Origin of the sequence: Flammeovirga sp. SJP92, assembly GCF_001583495.1 — a bacterium.
GTDB lineage: Bacteria > Bacteroidota > Bacteroidia > Cytophagales > Flammeovirgaceae > Flammeovirga.
The window spans coordinates 1-16657 of sequence record NZ_LQAQ01000097.1 but is presented as its reverse complement, the minus strand read 5'-3'; the positions used below and the strand labels follow the sequence as shown (position 1 = coordinate 16657).

10 protein-coding genes and 2 tRNA genes are annotated in these 16657 nt (G+C 35.7%); 9 read left to right on the top strand and 3 right to left on the bottom strand.

Features of this window, described 5'->3' with window-relative positions:
- The first annotated feature begins 54 nt into the window (after positions 1-54).
- The 7 genes from AVL50_RS24210 (at position 55) to AVL50_RS24180 (ending at position 10487) form a co-directional block, all read left to right on the top strand.
- Entirely contained in the window at positions 55-1488 is a 1434-nt protein-coding gene (locus AVL50_RS24210; RefSeq protein WP_216639085.1) for an alpha-amylase, read from the top strand.
- Positions 1489-1604: 116 nt separating this feature from the next.
- Entirely contained in the window at positions 1605-2558 is a 954-nt protein-coding gene (locus AVL50_RS24205) for a hypothetical protein (protein WP_062619298.1), read from the top strand.
- Positions 2559-2717: 159 nt separating this feature from the next.
- Positions 2718-3266, top strand: coding sequence for an RNA polymerase sigma factor (locus AVL50_RS24200; RefSeq protein ID WP_062619296.1), 549 nt, complete (start codon positions 2718-2720; stop codon positions 3264-3266).
- 108 nt (positions 3267-3374) lie between these two features.
- The gene (locus AVL50_RS24195; RefSeq protein WP_062619294.1) at positions 3375-4319 is read left to right on the top strand and encodes a FecR family protein; all 945 of its coding nucleotides are present in this window, start codon (positions 3375-3377) and stop codon (positions 4317-4319) included.
- A gap of 19 nt (positions 4320-4338) precedes the next feature.
- Positions 4339-7710: a SusC/RagA family TonB-linked outer membrane protein gene (locus tag AVL50_RS24190; protein ID WP_082795989.1), complete on the top strand. Its 3372-nt coding sequence runs from the start codon at positions 4339-4341 to the stop codon at positions 7708-7710.
- 7 nt (positions 7711-7717) lie between these two features.
- On the top strand, positions 7718-9160 hold the full coding sequence (locus AVL50_RS24185; protein WP_062619290.1) for a SusD/RagB family nutrient-binding outer membrane lipoprotein: 1443 nt from the start codon (positions 7718-7720) through the stop codon (positions 9158-9160).
- 64 nt (positions 9161-9224) lie between these two features.
- A complete protein-coding gene (locus AVL50_RS24180) occupies positions 9225-10487 on the top strand; it encodes an alkaline phosphatase family protein (protein WP_062619288.1) in 1263 nt (420 codons plus the stop codon).
- A gap of 147 nt (positions 10488-10634) precedes the next feature.
- On the opposite strand, the gene AVL50_RS24175 is transcribed toward AVL50_RS24180, so the two are convergent.
- The 3 genes from AVL50_RS24175 to AVL50_RS24165 form a co-directional block, all read right to left on the bottom strand.
- Positions 10635-10708, bottom strand: a tRNA-Arg gene (locus AVL50_RS24175).
- 24 nt (positions 10709-10732) lie between these two features.
- Positions 10733-10806 (bottom strand) — tRNA-Arg (locus AVL50_RS24170).
- Positions 10807-10922: 116 nt separating this feature from the next.
- A complete protein-coding gene (locus AVL50_RS24165) occupies positions 10923-13694 on the bottom strand; it encodes a serine hydrolase (protein ID WP_062619286.1) in 2772 nt (923 codons plus the stop codon).
- Between the two features lie 328 nt (positions 13695-14022).
- On the opposite strand from AVL50_RS24165, the gene ahcY reads away from it, so the two are divergent.
- Positions 14023-15333, top strand: coding sequence for an adenosylhomocysteinase (gene ahcY / locus AVL50_RS24160; protein ID WP_062619285.1), 1311 nt, complete (start codon positions 14023-14025; stop codon positions 15331-15333).
- A 157-nt stretch (positions 15334-15490) separates the two neighbouring features.
- Positions 15491-16378, top strand: a complete 888-nt coding sequence (locus AVL50_RS24155) for a carboxypeptidase-like regulatory domain-containing protein (RefSeq protein ID WP_062619283.1) — start codon at positions 15491-15493, stop codon at positions 16376-16378.
- The last annotated feature ends 279 nt before the right edge of the window (positions 16379-16657 follow it).

The window sequence follows — 16657 nt, the reverse complement described above, 5'->3', positions numbered from 1 at the left end:
GTTCTGCTGATTTAAAAAGATGAAATTATTTAAATCTAAGTATGTAAAATGAAAATGAATTTTAAATCAATTCTACTTTTATCAACTCTTGCAGTAGGGAGTTTTTCTTGTAATCAATTCCTAGAGCAAGAAGAAGGTAGTATTCCAGCTCATGAACCAAAAGCCAATATGGATTTATTGGTGACCAATCACGATGGGGCACCATTTGTAACTAACGAAACTTCCAACGCAAGATATTATGACAGCCCAGGTGGACCAGTAATGATGCAAGCGTTTTACTGGGATGTTCCAGCAGGAGGTAATTGGTGGAACACTGTAAAAGGAAAACTAAATGGATGGAGTAATCAAGGTATTGGTTCCATTTGGTTGCCACCAGCATCTAAGGCACAAAACGGCCCTTTCTCTATGGGGTATGATCCAATGGATTACTTTGACTTTGGTGATTATAACCAAATGGGATCAACAGAAACGAGATTTGGATCAGGAACTGAATTACGTTCTTTGATTGGAGAGGCGCACAATCAGAACATGGAAGTGTATGCTGATATTGTATTGAACCATAACAGTGGTGGTCAACTAGAGGCTAATCCGTATACTGGTACAGATACTTGGACAAAGTTTGAGCCTGCTTCAGGTAAATTTTTCAGGACGTACAATGATTTCCACCCGAACTTAGACGCCAACAATGATGAAGGTGTATTCGGTGGATTCCCTGACTTAAGCCACGTAAAAGGTTACGTTCAAGACTGGTTGTGGAGAAGCAACGAAAGTGTTGGTAAATACTATAAAAACAACCTTGGTTTTGATGGATGGAGATTCGATTACGTGAAAGGCTTTGGCGGCTGGGTCGTAAAAGAATGGGTAAACCATGTAGGTGGATTTGCTGTAGGTGAACTTTGGGATGGAAATGCCAACACACTAAAATGGTGGGTGGATAACACAGACAGAAAATCTGCAGCATTTGACTTCGCAGCTTATTATGCAATGAAAAGAGCATTTGACGGCAACAATTTATACGAATTGAATAGCGACATGCTTTGGAAAAAAGATAGTTATAGAGCAGTAACGTTTGTTGCAAACCACGATACAGATGAAATTTGGAACAAGCATTTAGCTTACGCATATATTTTAACTCACGAAGGTTACCCTTGTTTATTCTATAAAGATTATGAAGACTGGTTGGACAGAAACATGATGAACAATCTATTATGGATTCACAAGAGTTTCGCTACAGGTAACACTTCTATTCTTCATGTTGACAATGACGAGTACATTGCAAGAAGAAACGGTTATAACGGCAATCCAGGATTAGTTGTATACATCAATAACTCTGATAACTGGCAGGAGCGTTGGATTCCAACGAACTGGAGTAATAGACAAATTAAAGACTACACAGGTAACTCTAATTGGGAACCTTGGACGCAAGGTGGAACTTGGGTGAAAATCCAATGTCCTCCGAAAAGTTTCTCGATTTGGTCTACTAAATAATTAAGCTGTGAGTCATAATTATAGCTCAAAAATGACCTACACATTAGTTATTATCATTTCAAGTTAATTTTCGAGTGCCTGAATTTTTTTCAGGTACTCCTTTTCTATTTATAGCAATGAGAAATTTAATACCCTTTTTTTTACTTTTTACAGCATGCAATGTACAGCAACAACAAAAAGAAACTTCTACTCAAAAGAAGGATCAATGGAGTTATGAGGCAAGTACATCTGTGATGATCGTACATGGCAATTATTGTGAAATAACGATCAAAGCAGTGCCAGAATCACATGAACTTATTTATACCATTGATTATAAAGGAAAGGGCTACTTGGAACCTCTTAAACTTTCTACGATTGATAGCCGACCATCGGCAACATTGGTTGCAGAAAGAGTCTGGATTGAAAAAGATACGCTTATCACCAAAAAAATCAGACCTCAGAATAATACCTTAAAATATGCTCAGATCAATGATAAAGGACCTTTAAGAGGAAACTATAAGCTCAGTTATCTAGAGGAGGGACAGTTACAACACATAAGATTTCAGCTTAAACCCAAAGTGTATAATTATTACTTGGAGAATTTTCCTTATGCTATAAATAAAAAAAGCTATCATTTATCACCAAAAAACTTAGTGCTCGAGGAAAATATTAATGTCCATATTCAAGAGAAATTAAAATCAAAAAGAGAAATCAAGGGAGCAGAAAGTATGGTCATTTCAGAAAATCAATTGAATGTGGCAGGGTTGATCAGTCATGTCAATTGCATTTATGATGGACAACGTTTAATTCTTGAAGTCACATGGATCAATCATACAGAATTGGATCTATGGCTTACTTCACCATCATCATCTCTTTCTATTGATAAACGAAAAGTACCTGTAACATGGTCGTCTTTTGAGCATAAAGTGGGTTTAGGTAAAGGAAAAAGAATAAGTGTGACGACAGAAATAGAGGTAGACAAAGCACCTAATGAAATCACATTGCCAATTAATAATGTACTGTTTTTTGACGAAGATGTGTTTTTTCCGGAAGGAATGGAAATTGTTTTGGATGGGAATTTGTCTCTTTAAAGATGTAAAAGATGCAGGAATACTAATTTTCTCAAACCAATACCTTATTGAATTTAAAAGTAACTTCATTCTTCATGAAAATACTTAATAGAATGTTCATCGGTTAGAATAGAGGAAAGGAATGAGAATACTTTTCTTTGTGGTCTAAACTACATAACCATGAAAGACCTAATTCTTTTTGAAAGGATAAATAAAGGAAACTATACTGCATTCGACAAACTATTTAAACTTCATTTCGAACCTTTGTGTAAATATGCTTATGGTATTTATGCAGATAGAGATATTGTTCAAGAAGTGGTAGTGGACATTTTTACCAATATTTGGGAGAAAAGAGGCAGTTTGACGACCCCTAACCATCCTAAAGCCTATTTATATCAAGCAGTTAGGAACAATGTCATCAAAAAGAAAAGTGAACAACAACAGTTTAATGAAGAACTTTCTGATGTATTTATTTCTACTGATTTTACCATTCAAGAACAGTTAGTTTTCGATGAAATGGAACATCAGTTTAAAACAGAATTAGATCAGTTGCCTACCAGAACCAAGGAAGTATTTCTACTCAAGAGAGAAGAAGAAATGTCTTATAAGGAAATTGCCCAAATAATGAATATTTCTGTCAGTGCTGTAGAAAAGCATATGATCAATGCCTTGAAACATTTTAGAACTAAGCTTCAAATTCATGGAGGCAAGTCAAGAGTAAACGATTAAAACGATTCAGTACCTATTTCCCGTTCATTTATAATTCATCATTTGTTCATTTAAAAAAAGTGAGGTAACGATTCAGTTTTGACTCTTAGTAGTGAAAGCAAAAACAGAATGAACAAAAATATAGATCAGATTTTAGTAAAGGCACTAGAGAACGTGTTGAGTGAAGAGGAGAAAATTCTTTTTAATGAATGGATGCAAGAAGAGGATCATCAGAAAGAATTCTTTTTGTTGAAGGAACAATGGGAAAAGCCTACTTCAACACCTTCATTTTCGGTAGAAGAAGGACTGCAACTACTCCATCAAAAAATCGAAATTCCTGTAAAAACTAAAACTCGATCAATAAGTAATTTTTGGAAGTTTTCAGTGGCGGCAATGTTGTTGATTATTCCATGTGCCTCTTATTTATTTTCACAGAAAGATGTACAGGAAATTATCAATACCACTGACAGTAACATGATTGTGACTTTGGAAGATGGTACAGAAGTGCATCTCTATCCCAATGCATCATTTGCTTATGAGTCACCTTTGTCGCATCAAAATAAAAGGTCAGTACAGTTACAGGGAAGTGCCTTTTTTAAAGTGAAATCTGATGTTGACCATCCTTTTTATGTCTTTTCAGATCAGTTAGAAACAAAAGTAACAGGAACTACTTTTGAAGTGGTTGAGGAAGAGGAAGTATCAAAAGTAAGTTTGATAGAAGGAAAAGTGAAGGTCAAAAAGAAATCAGACGACAACTACATCAAAATAAGACCAAATGAGTCCTTTGTAATGGAAGGGACAAACACACAAATAATGAGATTCTCCTCAGAAAAATTGCTTTTTGAGAAGGATCACAAAAGCCTTTGGTTCCAGGAAGCGAGTATAGACGAAGTGGCCAAACGACTATATGAAGCTTACAGGATAAAACTAGTATATGAGCATTCGTTAAACGAGGTAAAATTAAACGCTAAGATCAAAAATGCTTCACTTCAGAAAGTAATGAGAATAATTGAATTTTCATTGGATGTGACTGTGAAGCAGGAAGGAAACTTATATTATCTCATAGAAAACTAATTAAAAAACTACAATAGTTATGCATCGATTTTTACTACCTAACTTTTTAATTAAAAAGTGGGGCTGGCTGTCTATTGCCTTTACTTTCATGGTAATATTCACCACTAATACTTTCGCCTTAAATGGATATTCTCTTTTTGAAATCATCCAAAAAATTGAGGAAAAACACCATGTAGAATTTGCGTATTCTAATGAAGTGAGAGATATGGAAAATATTAATATCTCATTGGAAGGATCTTTAGAAGCAGTTATACAGCAACTCTCTAATAAAACAGGTCTGTCTTTTAAAAGGGTGGATGATATGTATATTGTCCAACCTCCAAAATCACAGTCAAAGCAAGAACAGCAAGAAAGAATCATCAAAGGTCAAGTCAAAGATGCCTTAAGTGGTGATCCTATTATTGGAGTAACAGTAATTATCAAAGGATCTACATCAGGAACAGTGACTGATATGGATGGAAATTATGAATTGAAAGCTTCAACAGGTAATATTTTGGTTTTTGCTTTCCTTGGTTTTGAAACACAAGAAGTGGTGTTGACATCTCAGTCTACCATTAATGTTGAATTGAATGAGAGTGCTCAAGAGTTAACCGAGGTAGTAGTTACTGCTTTAGGGTTGGAAAAAGAGGCTAAGGCAATTGGTTACTCTACACAAGAGGTGAAATCTGATGCAATTGAAACAGTCCGTCAGCCTAATGTCATGACAAACTTAACAGGTAAAGTGGCTGGTTTAGATGTGAAAAACTCCACTGAAATGTTTGATGGACTATCTATTGAAATTAGAGGTAGAGAACCGCTTATTGTAGTTGATGGTATTCCAGTAGAAACCAATTTATATGATATCAACCCAGATGATATTGAGAGTGTAAACGTATTGAAGGGAGCATCTGCTTCTGCACTTTACGGTTCAAGAGGTAAAGATGGTGCAGTGATGATCAGTATGAAGAAAGGGAAAGGAAAAAGTGATAAACTGGATATCAATGTGAATATGGGGACACAAATGCAGACAGGTTTTGTAGTGCTTCCAGAAACACAGTCACAGTACGGTATGGGGTCTAATGGTCAATATTGGTATGTTGATGGTAAAGGTGGCGGAATTGCTGATGGTGATGGATGGGTTTGGGGCCCAAAACTAAATCAGAGAGATCCCAATACTACTTCTGGCTACAGAGAAATTGCTCAGTGGAATAGTCCTGTTGATCCAGTAACAGGAGAAAGAATAGCAACTCCGTGGGTATCACAAGGAGAAAATAATTTACAGAACTTCTTGTCTCAAGCCTCAATTTCTAACCTTAATTTATCGGTTGCTAAACACACTGAAAATGGTTTTGTAAGAGTATCTGCAGGACACATGTATCAAAGTGGCATGGTGCCAAATACAGACCTCAACATCAGTAATATTTCAGTAACAACCCAGCAGAAGTTAGGTAAGAAGTTTACGTTAGATGCCTTTTTCTCTTACAACAAACAATATTCTGATAATTACCCTAGAACAGGTTACGGTCCTCATAACTACATGTATAATTTACTTTTCTGGATGGGACCAGATGTAGATGTTAGACATCTGAGAAATTATTGGGCAGAAGGACAAGAAGGATATCAACAAAGGAATTACAATGATGCTTGGTACAATAATCCATATTTTGTAGCGTATGAAAATACTCAGATGTATGACAAAAATACAAATTTGGCGTATGCGACTTTAACCTATGATATAAACGATAATCTTAAGATTTTAAATAGAGTGTCAGTTAATAATAGTTCGGAATTCAAAGATTTAAAAACACCAAAATCATTCTTGGATTACAGCAATGACATTCGTGGCAATTATGAAACTTGGAATGCAGATCGTTTTTGGTTTAACAATGACCTGATCATTACTTACAATAAGAAATTTAATGATAATTGGTCATTTTCGATGAATCTTGGAGGAAATTATAATTCTTATCAAGCAAGAGATCTATACTCAGGAACAGATGGTTTACAAGTACCTAATAATTATAACTTAGCCAATTCAATAGGTCCCGTTACAGCAACAAATATGTTTTATAACAAAGCAATGTATTCGGTATATGGTACAGCGGAATTAGCATGGAAAAATGCAATATTTTTAAACTTAGCTGCTCGTAATGATTGGTCATCCACACTTCCAGCTTCAAATAATTCCTATTTCTACCCATCAATAAGTACAAGTGTTGTGGTTTCTGATCTGATAGAAATGCCTGACGCTATTTCAATCTTTAAGTTAAGAGGATCGATGGCACAAGTTTCGGGAGATTTAGATGTTTATCAAACGCAGTCAGTTTATAGAAGTGCCAATAGAATGTGGAATGGAAACGCTCAGGTTTATTACCCGTCTACTTTATTAAATTCCAACATACGTCCTGAAACTTCTACCACTTTTGAAATAGGTACAGATGTCAGGTTCTTAAATGATAGAATTGGTTTTGATCTGACTTATTATGAAATAGTAGACACTGATCAGATTATTAAACTGCCAACGTCAGAAGCGTCTGGATTTGAGGAAAGATATGTGAATGGAAATGAGTATAAACAGCAAGGTATTGAGTTAATGCTTCATGCTACGCCTATCCGCAAAACTAATTTTGAATGGAATACATCAATGAACTGGTCGAAGTTTGTCAGAAAACTGACAAGCATTTATGGTGGGCAAGACAACTTTGATGGTTTACAAATTGGAGACAGAACGGATACGTACCTAGGCTATGATTGGGAGCGTTCACCTGAGGGAGAGATTGTATACGATGCTAACTCAGGTTTGCCAATTGTAAACCCAACAAGGACCGCCATGGGACATACAGCTCCAGATTGGTTGTTTGGTTTCCAAAACTCTTTCAAATATAAAAACTGGAGTCTAGGTTTTGCGATTGACGGCCGTATCGGAGGAATTATGTATTCAACAACAAATCAAAAAATGATGTGGGGTGGTGTACATGTGAATACATTGTCGGAACATCGTGATAGAGAAATTGCAGGAGAAAGCTCGTTTGTAGGGCAGGGTGTTGTTGTAACGGGTGGCGAAATTGTTCGTGATGCACAAGGAAATGTAATTTCAGATACAAGAACATTCGCACCAAATTCAACAGGTGTAGGTTATTCAGCATGGGTAATTGATCATCATGGTGGCAGATCTGATGCTCCGGGGCTTTTCGATGCTTCTTATGTAAAACTGAGAGAAGTGTCCATCACTTATACTATTCCAAAAACATTCGCTTCAAAATTGAACATGAAAGGTGCTTCAGTAAGTCTTACTTGCAATAATGTTTGGATGTGGTCCAATATTCCAAATGTTGACCCAGACATTGGATATGATGATTCCCAATCACCTTCTCCTAGATATACAGGTATCAACTTAAAAGCTAATTTCTAATCAAGTCATGAAAAAATCATTCTTATATTTAGTTTTATTGCTTGTAGTATTTAGTGCTTGCAAGCCCCTTTCAGAGGTAAACGAAAACCCGAACGATCCTACGTCGGCGCATCCCTCACAATTACTGACTTATGTAAGTCAGCATGTTTTCAATGGGAATAGAACCAGTTATGATCCTTCTTTATCATCAAGACAATTAGTTTACACACAAAGTAATACGGTGTCTCAATCGTTTACTTGGCAAAGGGGAGAGTTTGGTGATTATCATTATATCATGCAGCTTCAGAAAATGATAGAAGAGGCACAAGATCTTCAAGATGGAGACAATTATATCGCGGTAGCAAAAATCTTAAGATCTTACTATTTCTTTGAACTAACAAGAACATTTACAGACGTTCCTTACTCAGAAGCAGTAAGAGGGGAAAGTGATGGTATTTTCAACCCTTCCTATGATAGTCAAAAAGAAGTAATTGAAGGCATTTTATTAGAACTGCAAGAGGCTGCATCTTTATTAAATACTAATCATACTATTGGTGGTGATATCGTTTTCGATGGTGATGCAGGGAGATGGAAAAAATTTGCTAATTCTCTAGCAATGAAAATACTGATCAACTTAAGTAAAAGAGAAGGTGATTTGTCGTTCAATATTTCAGAAGAATTCAATAAAATTTATACAACAGGTGAATTCTTCAACGAATTGGATGTAGCAGCCAACTTAAGGTATATTGATGCACTTAATTCTAGGTACTTCCTTTATCAAAACAATGGAATTGCAACAGATACATGGATGGAGAAAACAATGGTTGAATTCTTTAAAGAAAGAGAAGACGAGCGTTTGTTCAGTATTGCAGCAATGACTACTAATGCAGAATTGGAAGGAAAAACAGCAAACGATTGGGAGGCTTATGAAGGTGTAGACGGTTCTATGGCGTTTGGTGATATCCGAAATGAGGTAAATACAGGAGATGTTTCTTCTATCAATCCAAGATATTTTTCAAATCCAGTCAATGAGCCTTATATGATTTTAGGTTATTCAGAGATGATGTTTATTCTAGCTGAAGCGGCTCATCGAGGATGGATTGATAATAACTTGGCAACATCATTTTACAATAAAGGGACAATTGGTTCTCTACAATTCTATGGAATCTCTGATGATAAAATAGAAGATTACATGCAACACCCTGAAGTGATTTATCAGCCTGAAAATGGATTGGAGATGATCATGGAACAGAAGAAAGCCGCTTTAGTGATTCAAGGTGGATATGAATTATTTTATAATTACTTGAGAACAGGTTACCCTAAAATAACGATTGGAGAAGGCACAGGTAACAATGGTAAAATTCCTCAACGATGGATGTACCCTCAATCAGAAGTACTTAATAATTCCTCTGCTATTGATGCTTTGGATTACAATGATGATGTGAATTACATTCCATGGATCTGGAGATAAATATATTTCTGCCGGAAGTTGAGCTCTTTCGGCAGGTAACTTTTATTATCAAACAAAATCAATTATGAAAAATTATACATTAGGTTTAGTATCACTTCTATTTATTTTATTGGTGAGCTGTCAACCTTCTTCAGAAAGCCAATCAATAGTTCAAAAGGAGAAAGAGAGAAAAGTGGTCTACATTATTGTGGATGGTATTCCGAACGATGTTGTGGAGAAGGTCAGTACACCTTATTTAGATAGTATAGCCGCTATTGGCGGATACACGCACGCATATGTTGGAGGGAAAAAAGGTGGCTATTCACAGACTCCCACTATTTCTGCAGTAGGCTACAACTCATTATTGACAGGTACTTGGGTGAATAAACATAATGTGTATGGCAATGGAATCAAGGCCCCTAATTATCATTATACTTCACTTTTTAAACTGGCCAAAGAACAAGAAAAGCCATATTCTACAGCTATTTATTCTACATGGCTAGATAATAGAACAAAATTAATAGGCGAAGGTTTAGCGTCTACTGGAAATGTAAAAGTGGATTATGCATTTGATGGTTTTGAATTAGATACAGTCAATTTCCCTAAGAAAGAAAATAACCTTCAGTATTTTGAAATTGATGAGAAGGTGAGTAAGGAAGCCGGAAGGTACATTAAAGAGAAAGGTCCAGATTTTTCTTGGGTTTATCTACAGTATACTGACGATGCATCTCATCGCTTTGGAGATAGTGATTACTTCTATGAGTATGTAACAAAAGCAGATACTCAAGTAGGCAGAGTTTGGGAGGCTGTAAAAGAAAGAGAAGCAAAATTCAAAGAGGAGTGGATGATTGTAGTGACCACTGATCATGGTCGTACAGAAGAAACAGGGCACCACCATGGTGGACAATCTGAGCGTGAAAGAGCGACTTGGATTGTAACAAATCAAAAACCGAATAAATATTTTGAATTAGGCACTCCTGGTGTAACATCAATTTATCCTTCCATTGTGAATTTTATGGGTTGGAATATCAAAGAAGAACAAAGAGAAGAATTGGATGATGTGGCTTTTTATGGAGCAACTGATTTCTTTGGGCTTGATGCAACAACAAATCAAAATACCACAACAATTACTTGGACGCCTTTACAAGATGCTGAGGCAGAAGTATTGGTAACCACTACAAATAATTATAAAACAGGAGGGTCTGATCAGTATACATCTTTAGGTAAAGTAAACCTTAAAGACAAGTCTTTTACTTTTGATAAACTTGGTGATTTTCAGAAAATCGTTTTAAAATCAAATAATACAATCACAAACACCTGGACAGTGAAAGAAGGAAACCAATCTTAACTTTTTTACCAATTTAAAGAAAGCAAGAAGGCCCGATGTTTAGTTGGGTCTTTTTTGTTGTAATACTTTGTTATTAGAAATAAGAGAAATGAAGATATTTTGTCTAAACAAAAAAAGGCCAACATCTTTCGATATTGACCTTTGTTGTGATCCCGCCAGGATTCAAACCTGGAACCTTCACAGCCGTAATGTGATGCTCTATTCAGTTGAGCTACGGAACCATTTGCTCTTTAGGAAAAAGATTGTGACCCCGCCAGGATTCAAACCTGGAACCTTCACAGCCGTAATGTGATGCTCTATTCAGTTGAGCTACGGAGCCATTTGAAGTGCTTTTTCCTTTAAAGCGATGCAAAAGTAGAGGAATATTTTTTACAAACCAAATTATTGAGTGTATTATATTAATAATAAACGTCAATATTTAATGTTATGCATTTTTTATCGGCTTGTTTCCATCGCTTTATAGATTGCCGATTGAATATTTTCTCTAATATTTTCTTTCGCCAGTTTATTATTTCTTGCCGTAGGGTATACTCTGTTGGAGAGGAATACATAGACAATTTGATTGTCAGGGTCTATCCACGCACATGTTCCAGTAAAACCTGTGTGTCCAAATGTAGATTTTGGAGCTTCAGGAGCAGTGTTGCCCGGATCACCTTGTTTAGGAGGTTTGTCCCAGCCTAATCCTCTTCTGTTTTTAAATCGAAGGTAAGGCTGACGATTATATTTATTGAGTGTTGCTTTGTCAAAATAAGTTCTGTCGCCATAAGATCCGTTTTGGAGGTTCATTTGCATTAAGATGGCCAGATCATGAGCATTGGAGAATACACCAGCGTGCCCGCCAACACCGCCCATTAAATCCGCAGAAGGGTCATGTACATATCCTTTGATGAGGGATTGACGATAATTGATATCCATTTCTGTAGGAGGAATTCTTGAGATATTCACCCTCTTCAACGGTAAATAACCCAGCGTTCTTGTACCTAATGGGTTGTATAAACTATCCTGCATAAATCGGTCTAATGATGTATGCGTTTTGCTTTCAATGACTCTTTGTAGGAAATAATACCCCAAATCACTGTACCAGTACCTGTAGATTTCTGAAGTGTATTTTCTTCTGGTAGAAATAGGAGACTCTAGCAACCATTTCCACATTGTGTCTTTTATGCTGTCAGTAGCAAACAAATCGGGTGTGACCTGCACAGAGAAGCCGTCTTTTTTAATGGGGCTTAAATAAGTAGGGTTATATTTTTTAGTATCCTTATCATAAGCATGTCCCCAGAAATAATAGCCACCCCTGAGAGGAGCAGTATGCGTGAGGAACTGAATTAACCTGATATTGCCTTTATTGGTTGAATCTGTTTCTGGAAGATATTCTTTCAACCTGCTGTTGACATTGATGCTATCTTTATAATCCAACATCATGAGTGCTTGTGTAGTTGATGCAACCTTGGTCACAGAAGCAATATCATAAACAGTCTGATTGGTCACAGGCACTTCTTTTTCATAAGTGAAATAGCCATAAGATTTTTCAAATACAATCTTGCCATTCTTTGCCACAACCACTTGACAGCCCGGAGTAGCCTCCATAAAAATAGCTTGATTGGCTATACTGTCAATCAAATGGCTTAAAACTTCGCCATTTAAGCCTACTTGTTCAGGTTTTCCGTAACCTAACCTTCCAAAATTTTTGATTTTTTGTCCTGTATTGACTGCAAAACGATCGGTAATATTTAATGGCAGTTTTCCATTTGCTTCCAATGCTCCAGCAATTACCTGTGCATTGGCTTTTTGAGCATAAGGAGTTGTAGAATAGCTTACCAGTAAATTTCTTGTTTTAGAAAGGTATTTTAGTCCATTGGGCTGTCCACTTAAAATTACAATTACATTGGTTTTTCGCTGGAGTTGTTCAATAAGTTGCTCAGTGGCATAACTTACTCCAAAACGATGCTTAGAATTTTCTTGATGACAAATAATGTTGATGAGTACAATATCTTTTTTCTTACAGGTTTCCAACAGAAGGTTGACTTGTGCAGTAGAAAAACTGGAGTGTTCAATTTTGTGATAATCAAAATCAATGAACATTCTCATCGTATTAGCAAAAACATCATCTCTCTTTCGGGTGCCAATACTGATCAGTTGGAACTTTTCTGTATTCAAGCTCGGAAGGGGAATAATGCTGTCAAGGTTGGAAAGTACTGTAACTGATTTTTCATACGTTTCAGAGCCGATAGCATCCAATTCATGAGGATTGGAATAGTTGATGATATGCGTATCTTTTTGTGTTTTATAGTTTTTTATTTTCTGAAAATGCTCCTCAATAATTTCCATATCCAGCGTTCCTTGTTTTACGGCCGCCTTGATGGCTTTAATCACTTCAAGATGATGGTCAGAAAGCACTAATACATCATGTCCTCTTTTCAATGCTTCAATGGCATTTCGCTGTGCTGTTTGAATACTTGACCCTGCCGATAAATCTCCTGTAAATATTAACCCGTCAAATGAAATAGAGTCCGTAAGGAAATGTATAAAGGTGGAACTGAATAAAGAAACTTCAAATAATGCCTCAGAAGGAGTAATGATATTTAAACTATCTTTTATAAGCTGTTTCAATACCAATTGCTCATTGAGATCCAAAGTTTCATAAAATTCTGTTTTTACAGGGAGGATAGTACCAGTTAAGATCTCAGATTGATGAAGCCCCTTAAGTGCAGCGTGGTTTTTTTCAAGTACATTATTCGGATCACTTCCAAAACCATAAATCTTTGAACTATTATTGTGTTGTATGGCTAATGTTTCAGCCAGAAAAAAGTCAATGTTTAATTTCTTGTTGATTTTACCAATTTCATGATAAGTATTGTATGTGAAAATATTACTGCCAATTGCACTTAGATGAAATTTATCAGGTAATACATTATAATTATTATCAAGACAGTGAATGGCTTCCTGTGATTTAACACCTAACAAAACAGGTACTTTATTGGGAAGTTTATTCAAGTTATTGAAATAAGTATAGGTGTTTTTGGAGCAATATTTATCAAAAACAACCCCACCTAGTTTATTTTCTCTACCCAGCGCCTTGATTTCTTTGTCATTTTGCTGAGGAAGGGCAAAAATCAATTGCCCAATTTTTTGTTCTAAAGTTAATTGATTGAATAGGCTGTCCTTTTCTGCACCGTATGTGAAGTTCGGCAAAGAAAAATTGCACATCAAAAATAAGATAGAAAGAATATATATATTGTTGTATTGAATCATTCGTACTGATAAGGTTTACACAATTGTGTAAAGAAGGCGGATTAAAAAAATCAAAAACTACAAATTTGTTTGTTACAATAGTAGCATTTCAATTCCATATCGAAATTTACATGATACTTTGTTAAAATTAAATGAAACTATAATTCTTTGAAAAAAAATAGTGGGATTTAATAAACAAAATCGCTTGAAAATAGTGTTAACAAGTTACTATTTTACTTAGTATCAATTCTAATCCATAAAAATGTGTTAGATTTGTAATTAGAAAATCAAATAAAATTTACAAGTGGAAAGTACAACAGTTAAATACAAGGTTAAAGATATTTCTTTAGCTGACTGGGGAAGAAAAGAAATTGAACTGGCTGAAGCAGAAATGCCAGGTTTAATGTCTTTAAGAGAAGAGTTCGGACCTTCTAAGCCATTGAAAGGAGCTAGAATTGCTGGATGTCTTCACATGACTATTCAAACGGCAGTTTTAATCGAAACTCTTGTTGAGTTGGGTGCTGAGGTAACATGGTCATCATGTAACATTTTCTCAACTCAAGATCAAGCGGCGGCAGCAATTGCAGCAGCAGGTGTTCCAGTTTATGCTTGGAAAGGTTTAACTGAGGAAGAGTTTGATTGGTGTATTGAGCAAACTTTACACGCTTTCGAAGACGGTAAGCCTCTAAACATGATCTTGGATGATGGTGGAGACCTTACTAACATGGTTTTCGATCGTTACCCTGAATTAGTAAGTGGTATCAAAGGTCTTTCGGAAGAAACTACTACAGGTGTATTAAGATTACACGACCGTGAGAAAAACGGTACTTTACCAATCCCTGCTATCAATATCAACGACTCAGTAACAAAGTCTAAGTTTGATAACAAATACGGATGTAAAGAATCATTAGTAGACGGTATCCGTCGTGCTACTGACGTAATGATTGCTGGTAAAGTAGCAGTTGTTGCTGGTTACGGTGATGTAGGTAAAGGTTCTGCTGCTTCATTAAGAGGTGCAGGTGCTCGTGTTATCGTTACTGAAATTGATCCAATCTGCGCTTTACAAGCTGCAATGGACGGTTTTGAAGTGAAGAAAATGGATGACGCTATCCTAGAAGGTGATATCGTTGTTACTACTACTGGTAACAAAGACATCGTTGTAGGTCGTCACTTCGAGAAAGTAAAAGATAAAGCTATCGTTTGTAACATCGGTCACTTCGACAACGAAATCGACATGGCTTGGTTAAACGAGACTTATGGTGACACTAAAGTGAACATCAAACCTCAAGTAGACAAGTACACTGTTGCTTCAGGAAATGATGTGATCATCTTAGCAGAAGGTAGATTAGTAAACTTAGGTTGTGCTACTGGCCACCCTTCGTTTGTAATGTCTAACTCTTTCACAAACCAAACTCTTGCTCAATTAGAGTTATGGCAAAATACTGATCAGTACGAAAATAAAGTTTACATGTTACCTAAGCACTTAGATGAGAAAGTAGCAAGACTTCATTTAGCGAAGATCGGTGTTGAATTAGAGACTCTTACAGAAGATCAAGCAAATTACATCGGTGTAAAAGTAGCAGGTCCTTACAAAGTGGAGCACTACCGTTACTAAGAATTGATCAGACACTGTCTGTTTAAAAATATAGAGCTAGTTCATTGATTTGGACTAGCTTTTTTTATGCTCTTTTTTTCTTCTGCCAACCACTTATTTCCTTTTAGGGTCTATGATGTAGTGTCAATAACAAAAGCATTAAAAACTATAACTCTAAATGAAATACTTTTATATCTTCTTCATTTTATTATTTATTCATCACCTTTCTTTTGGCCAGAAAATCTTGAATGGTCAAATAAAAAATGCAAAATCAAACCAATATATACCCTATGTCAATGTTGCGTCAATGCATAAAGGGATTGGAACCGTTTCAGATCAAAAGGGTAAATTTACATTGAAAATTCAAGCTGAATTAAATGAAAATGATAAAGTGACATTTTCTTGTATCGGTTATAAAACAAAGCACCTATCAATTGAAGAACTGTATCAGAATAGTGAAATTTATCTTCAGCCTGATACGGTTGTATTGGATGAAGTAAGTATTACCTCAAGACAAACAAAAGAAAAAGCACCTCAGCATAAAGTAAAGAAGTTGGGTAAGTCACATACCATGTTGGCTTTATTTCATAACAATTTTTTTATCTACGGAGAGGTTGAGTCTAATCATATAGGGAAAGAAAGAGGAATGATTCTACCAGTAAAGAAAAACTGTACCCTACAATCGCTTAATTTCCATATTAGCAGTAATGAATATAAGTTTGTCAAGTTCCGGTTACACTTTTATAAAATAGAAAATGGTAAGCCTACTGTATTAATCAATGATCAAGACATTATTTTCAAAATAGAAAATCAGTTCAGAGGATGGTATAATGTCGATTTGAAACCTTATAATGTACATCTTGATAAAAGTATGGAAAATGTTGGGGTTTCATTGCAATGGGTAGATAGTGAAAATACGGATAAAGAAAGTAAGTTCTTTTCTATATCTGCAGCTCCATTGTCGTCAGCTCGTCATCTTTCGAGAGATAAAGTATTGGGGAAATGGAAAATAAGTAAATTCAAACTCAATTTCTATTTGGATTACTTGGAGGAAGAAAGTCTCTAACGCAATTCAAAGCATAAAATAGCCCCTTGGAGTGATTCCTTCAAGGGGCTGTCTTTTATAAAAATTTGTAAAGTCCTAAAATAACGATACACTAAAACAATCGTTATTATGGAAGACAATAAAAGTCAATATGTTAAAAGAACTCAGAAGGATTATTCAATGTCCTTAAAACTTCAAATTGTCTCAGAAGTTGAAAGTGGTCAATTAAGTTTAAAAGGAGCTACACGTAAATATGGAATACAGGGAGATAGAACAGTAAAGGTTTGGTTACAAAAATAT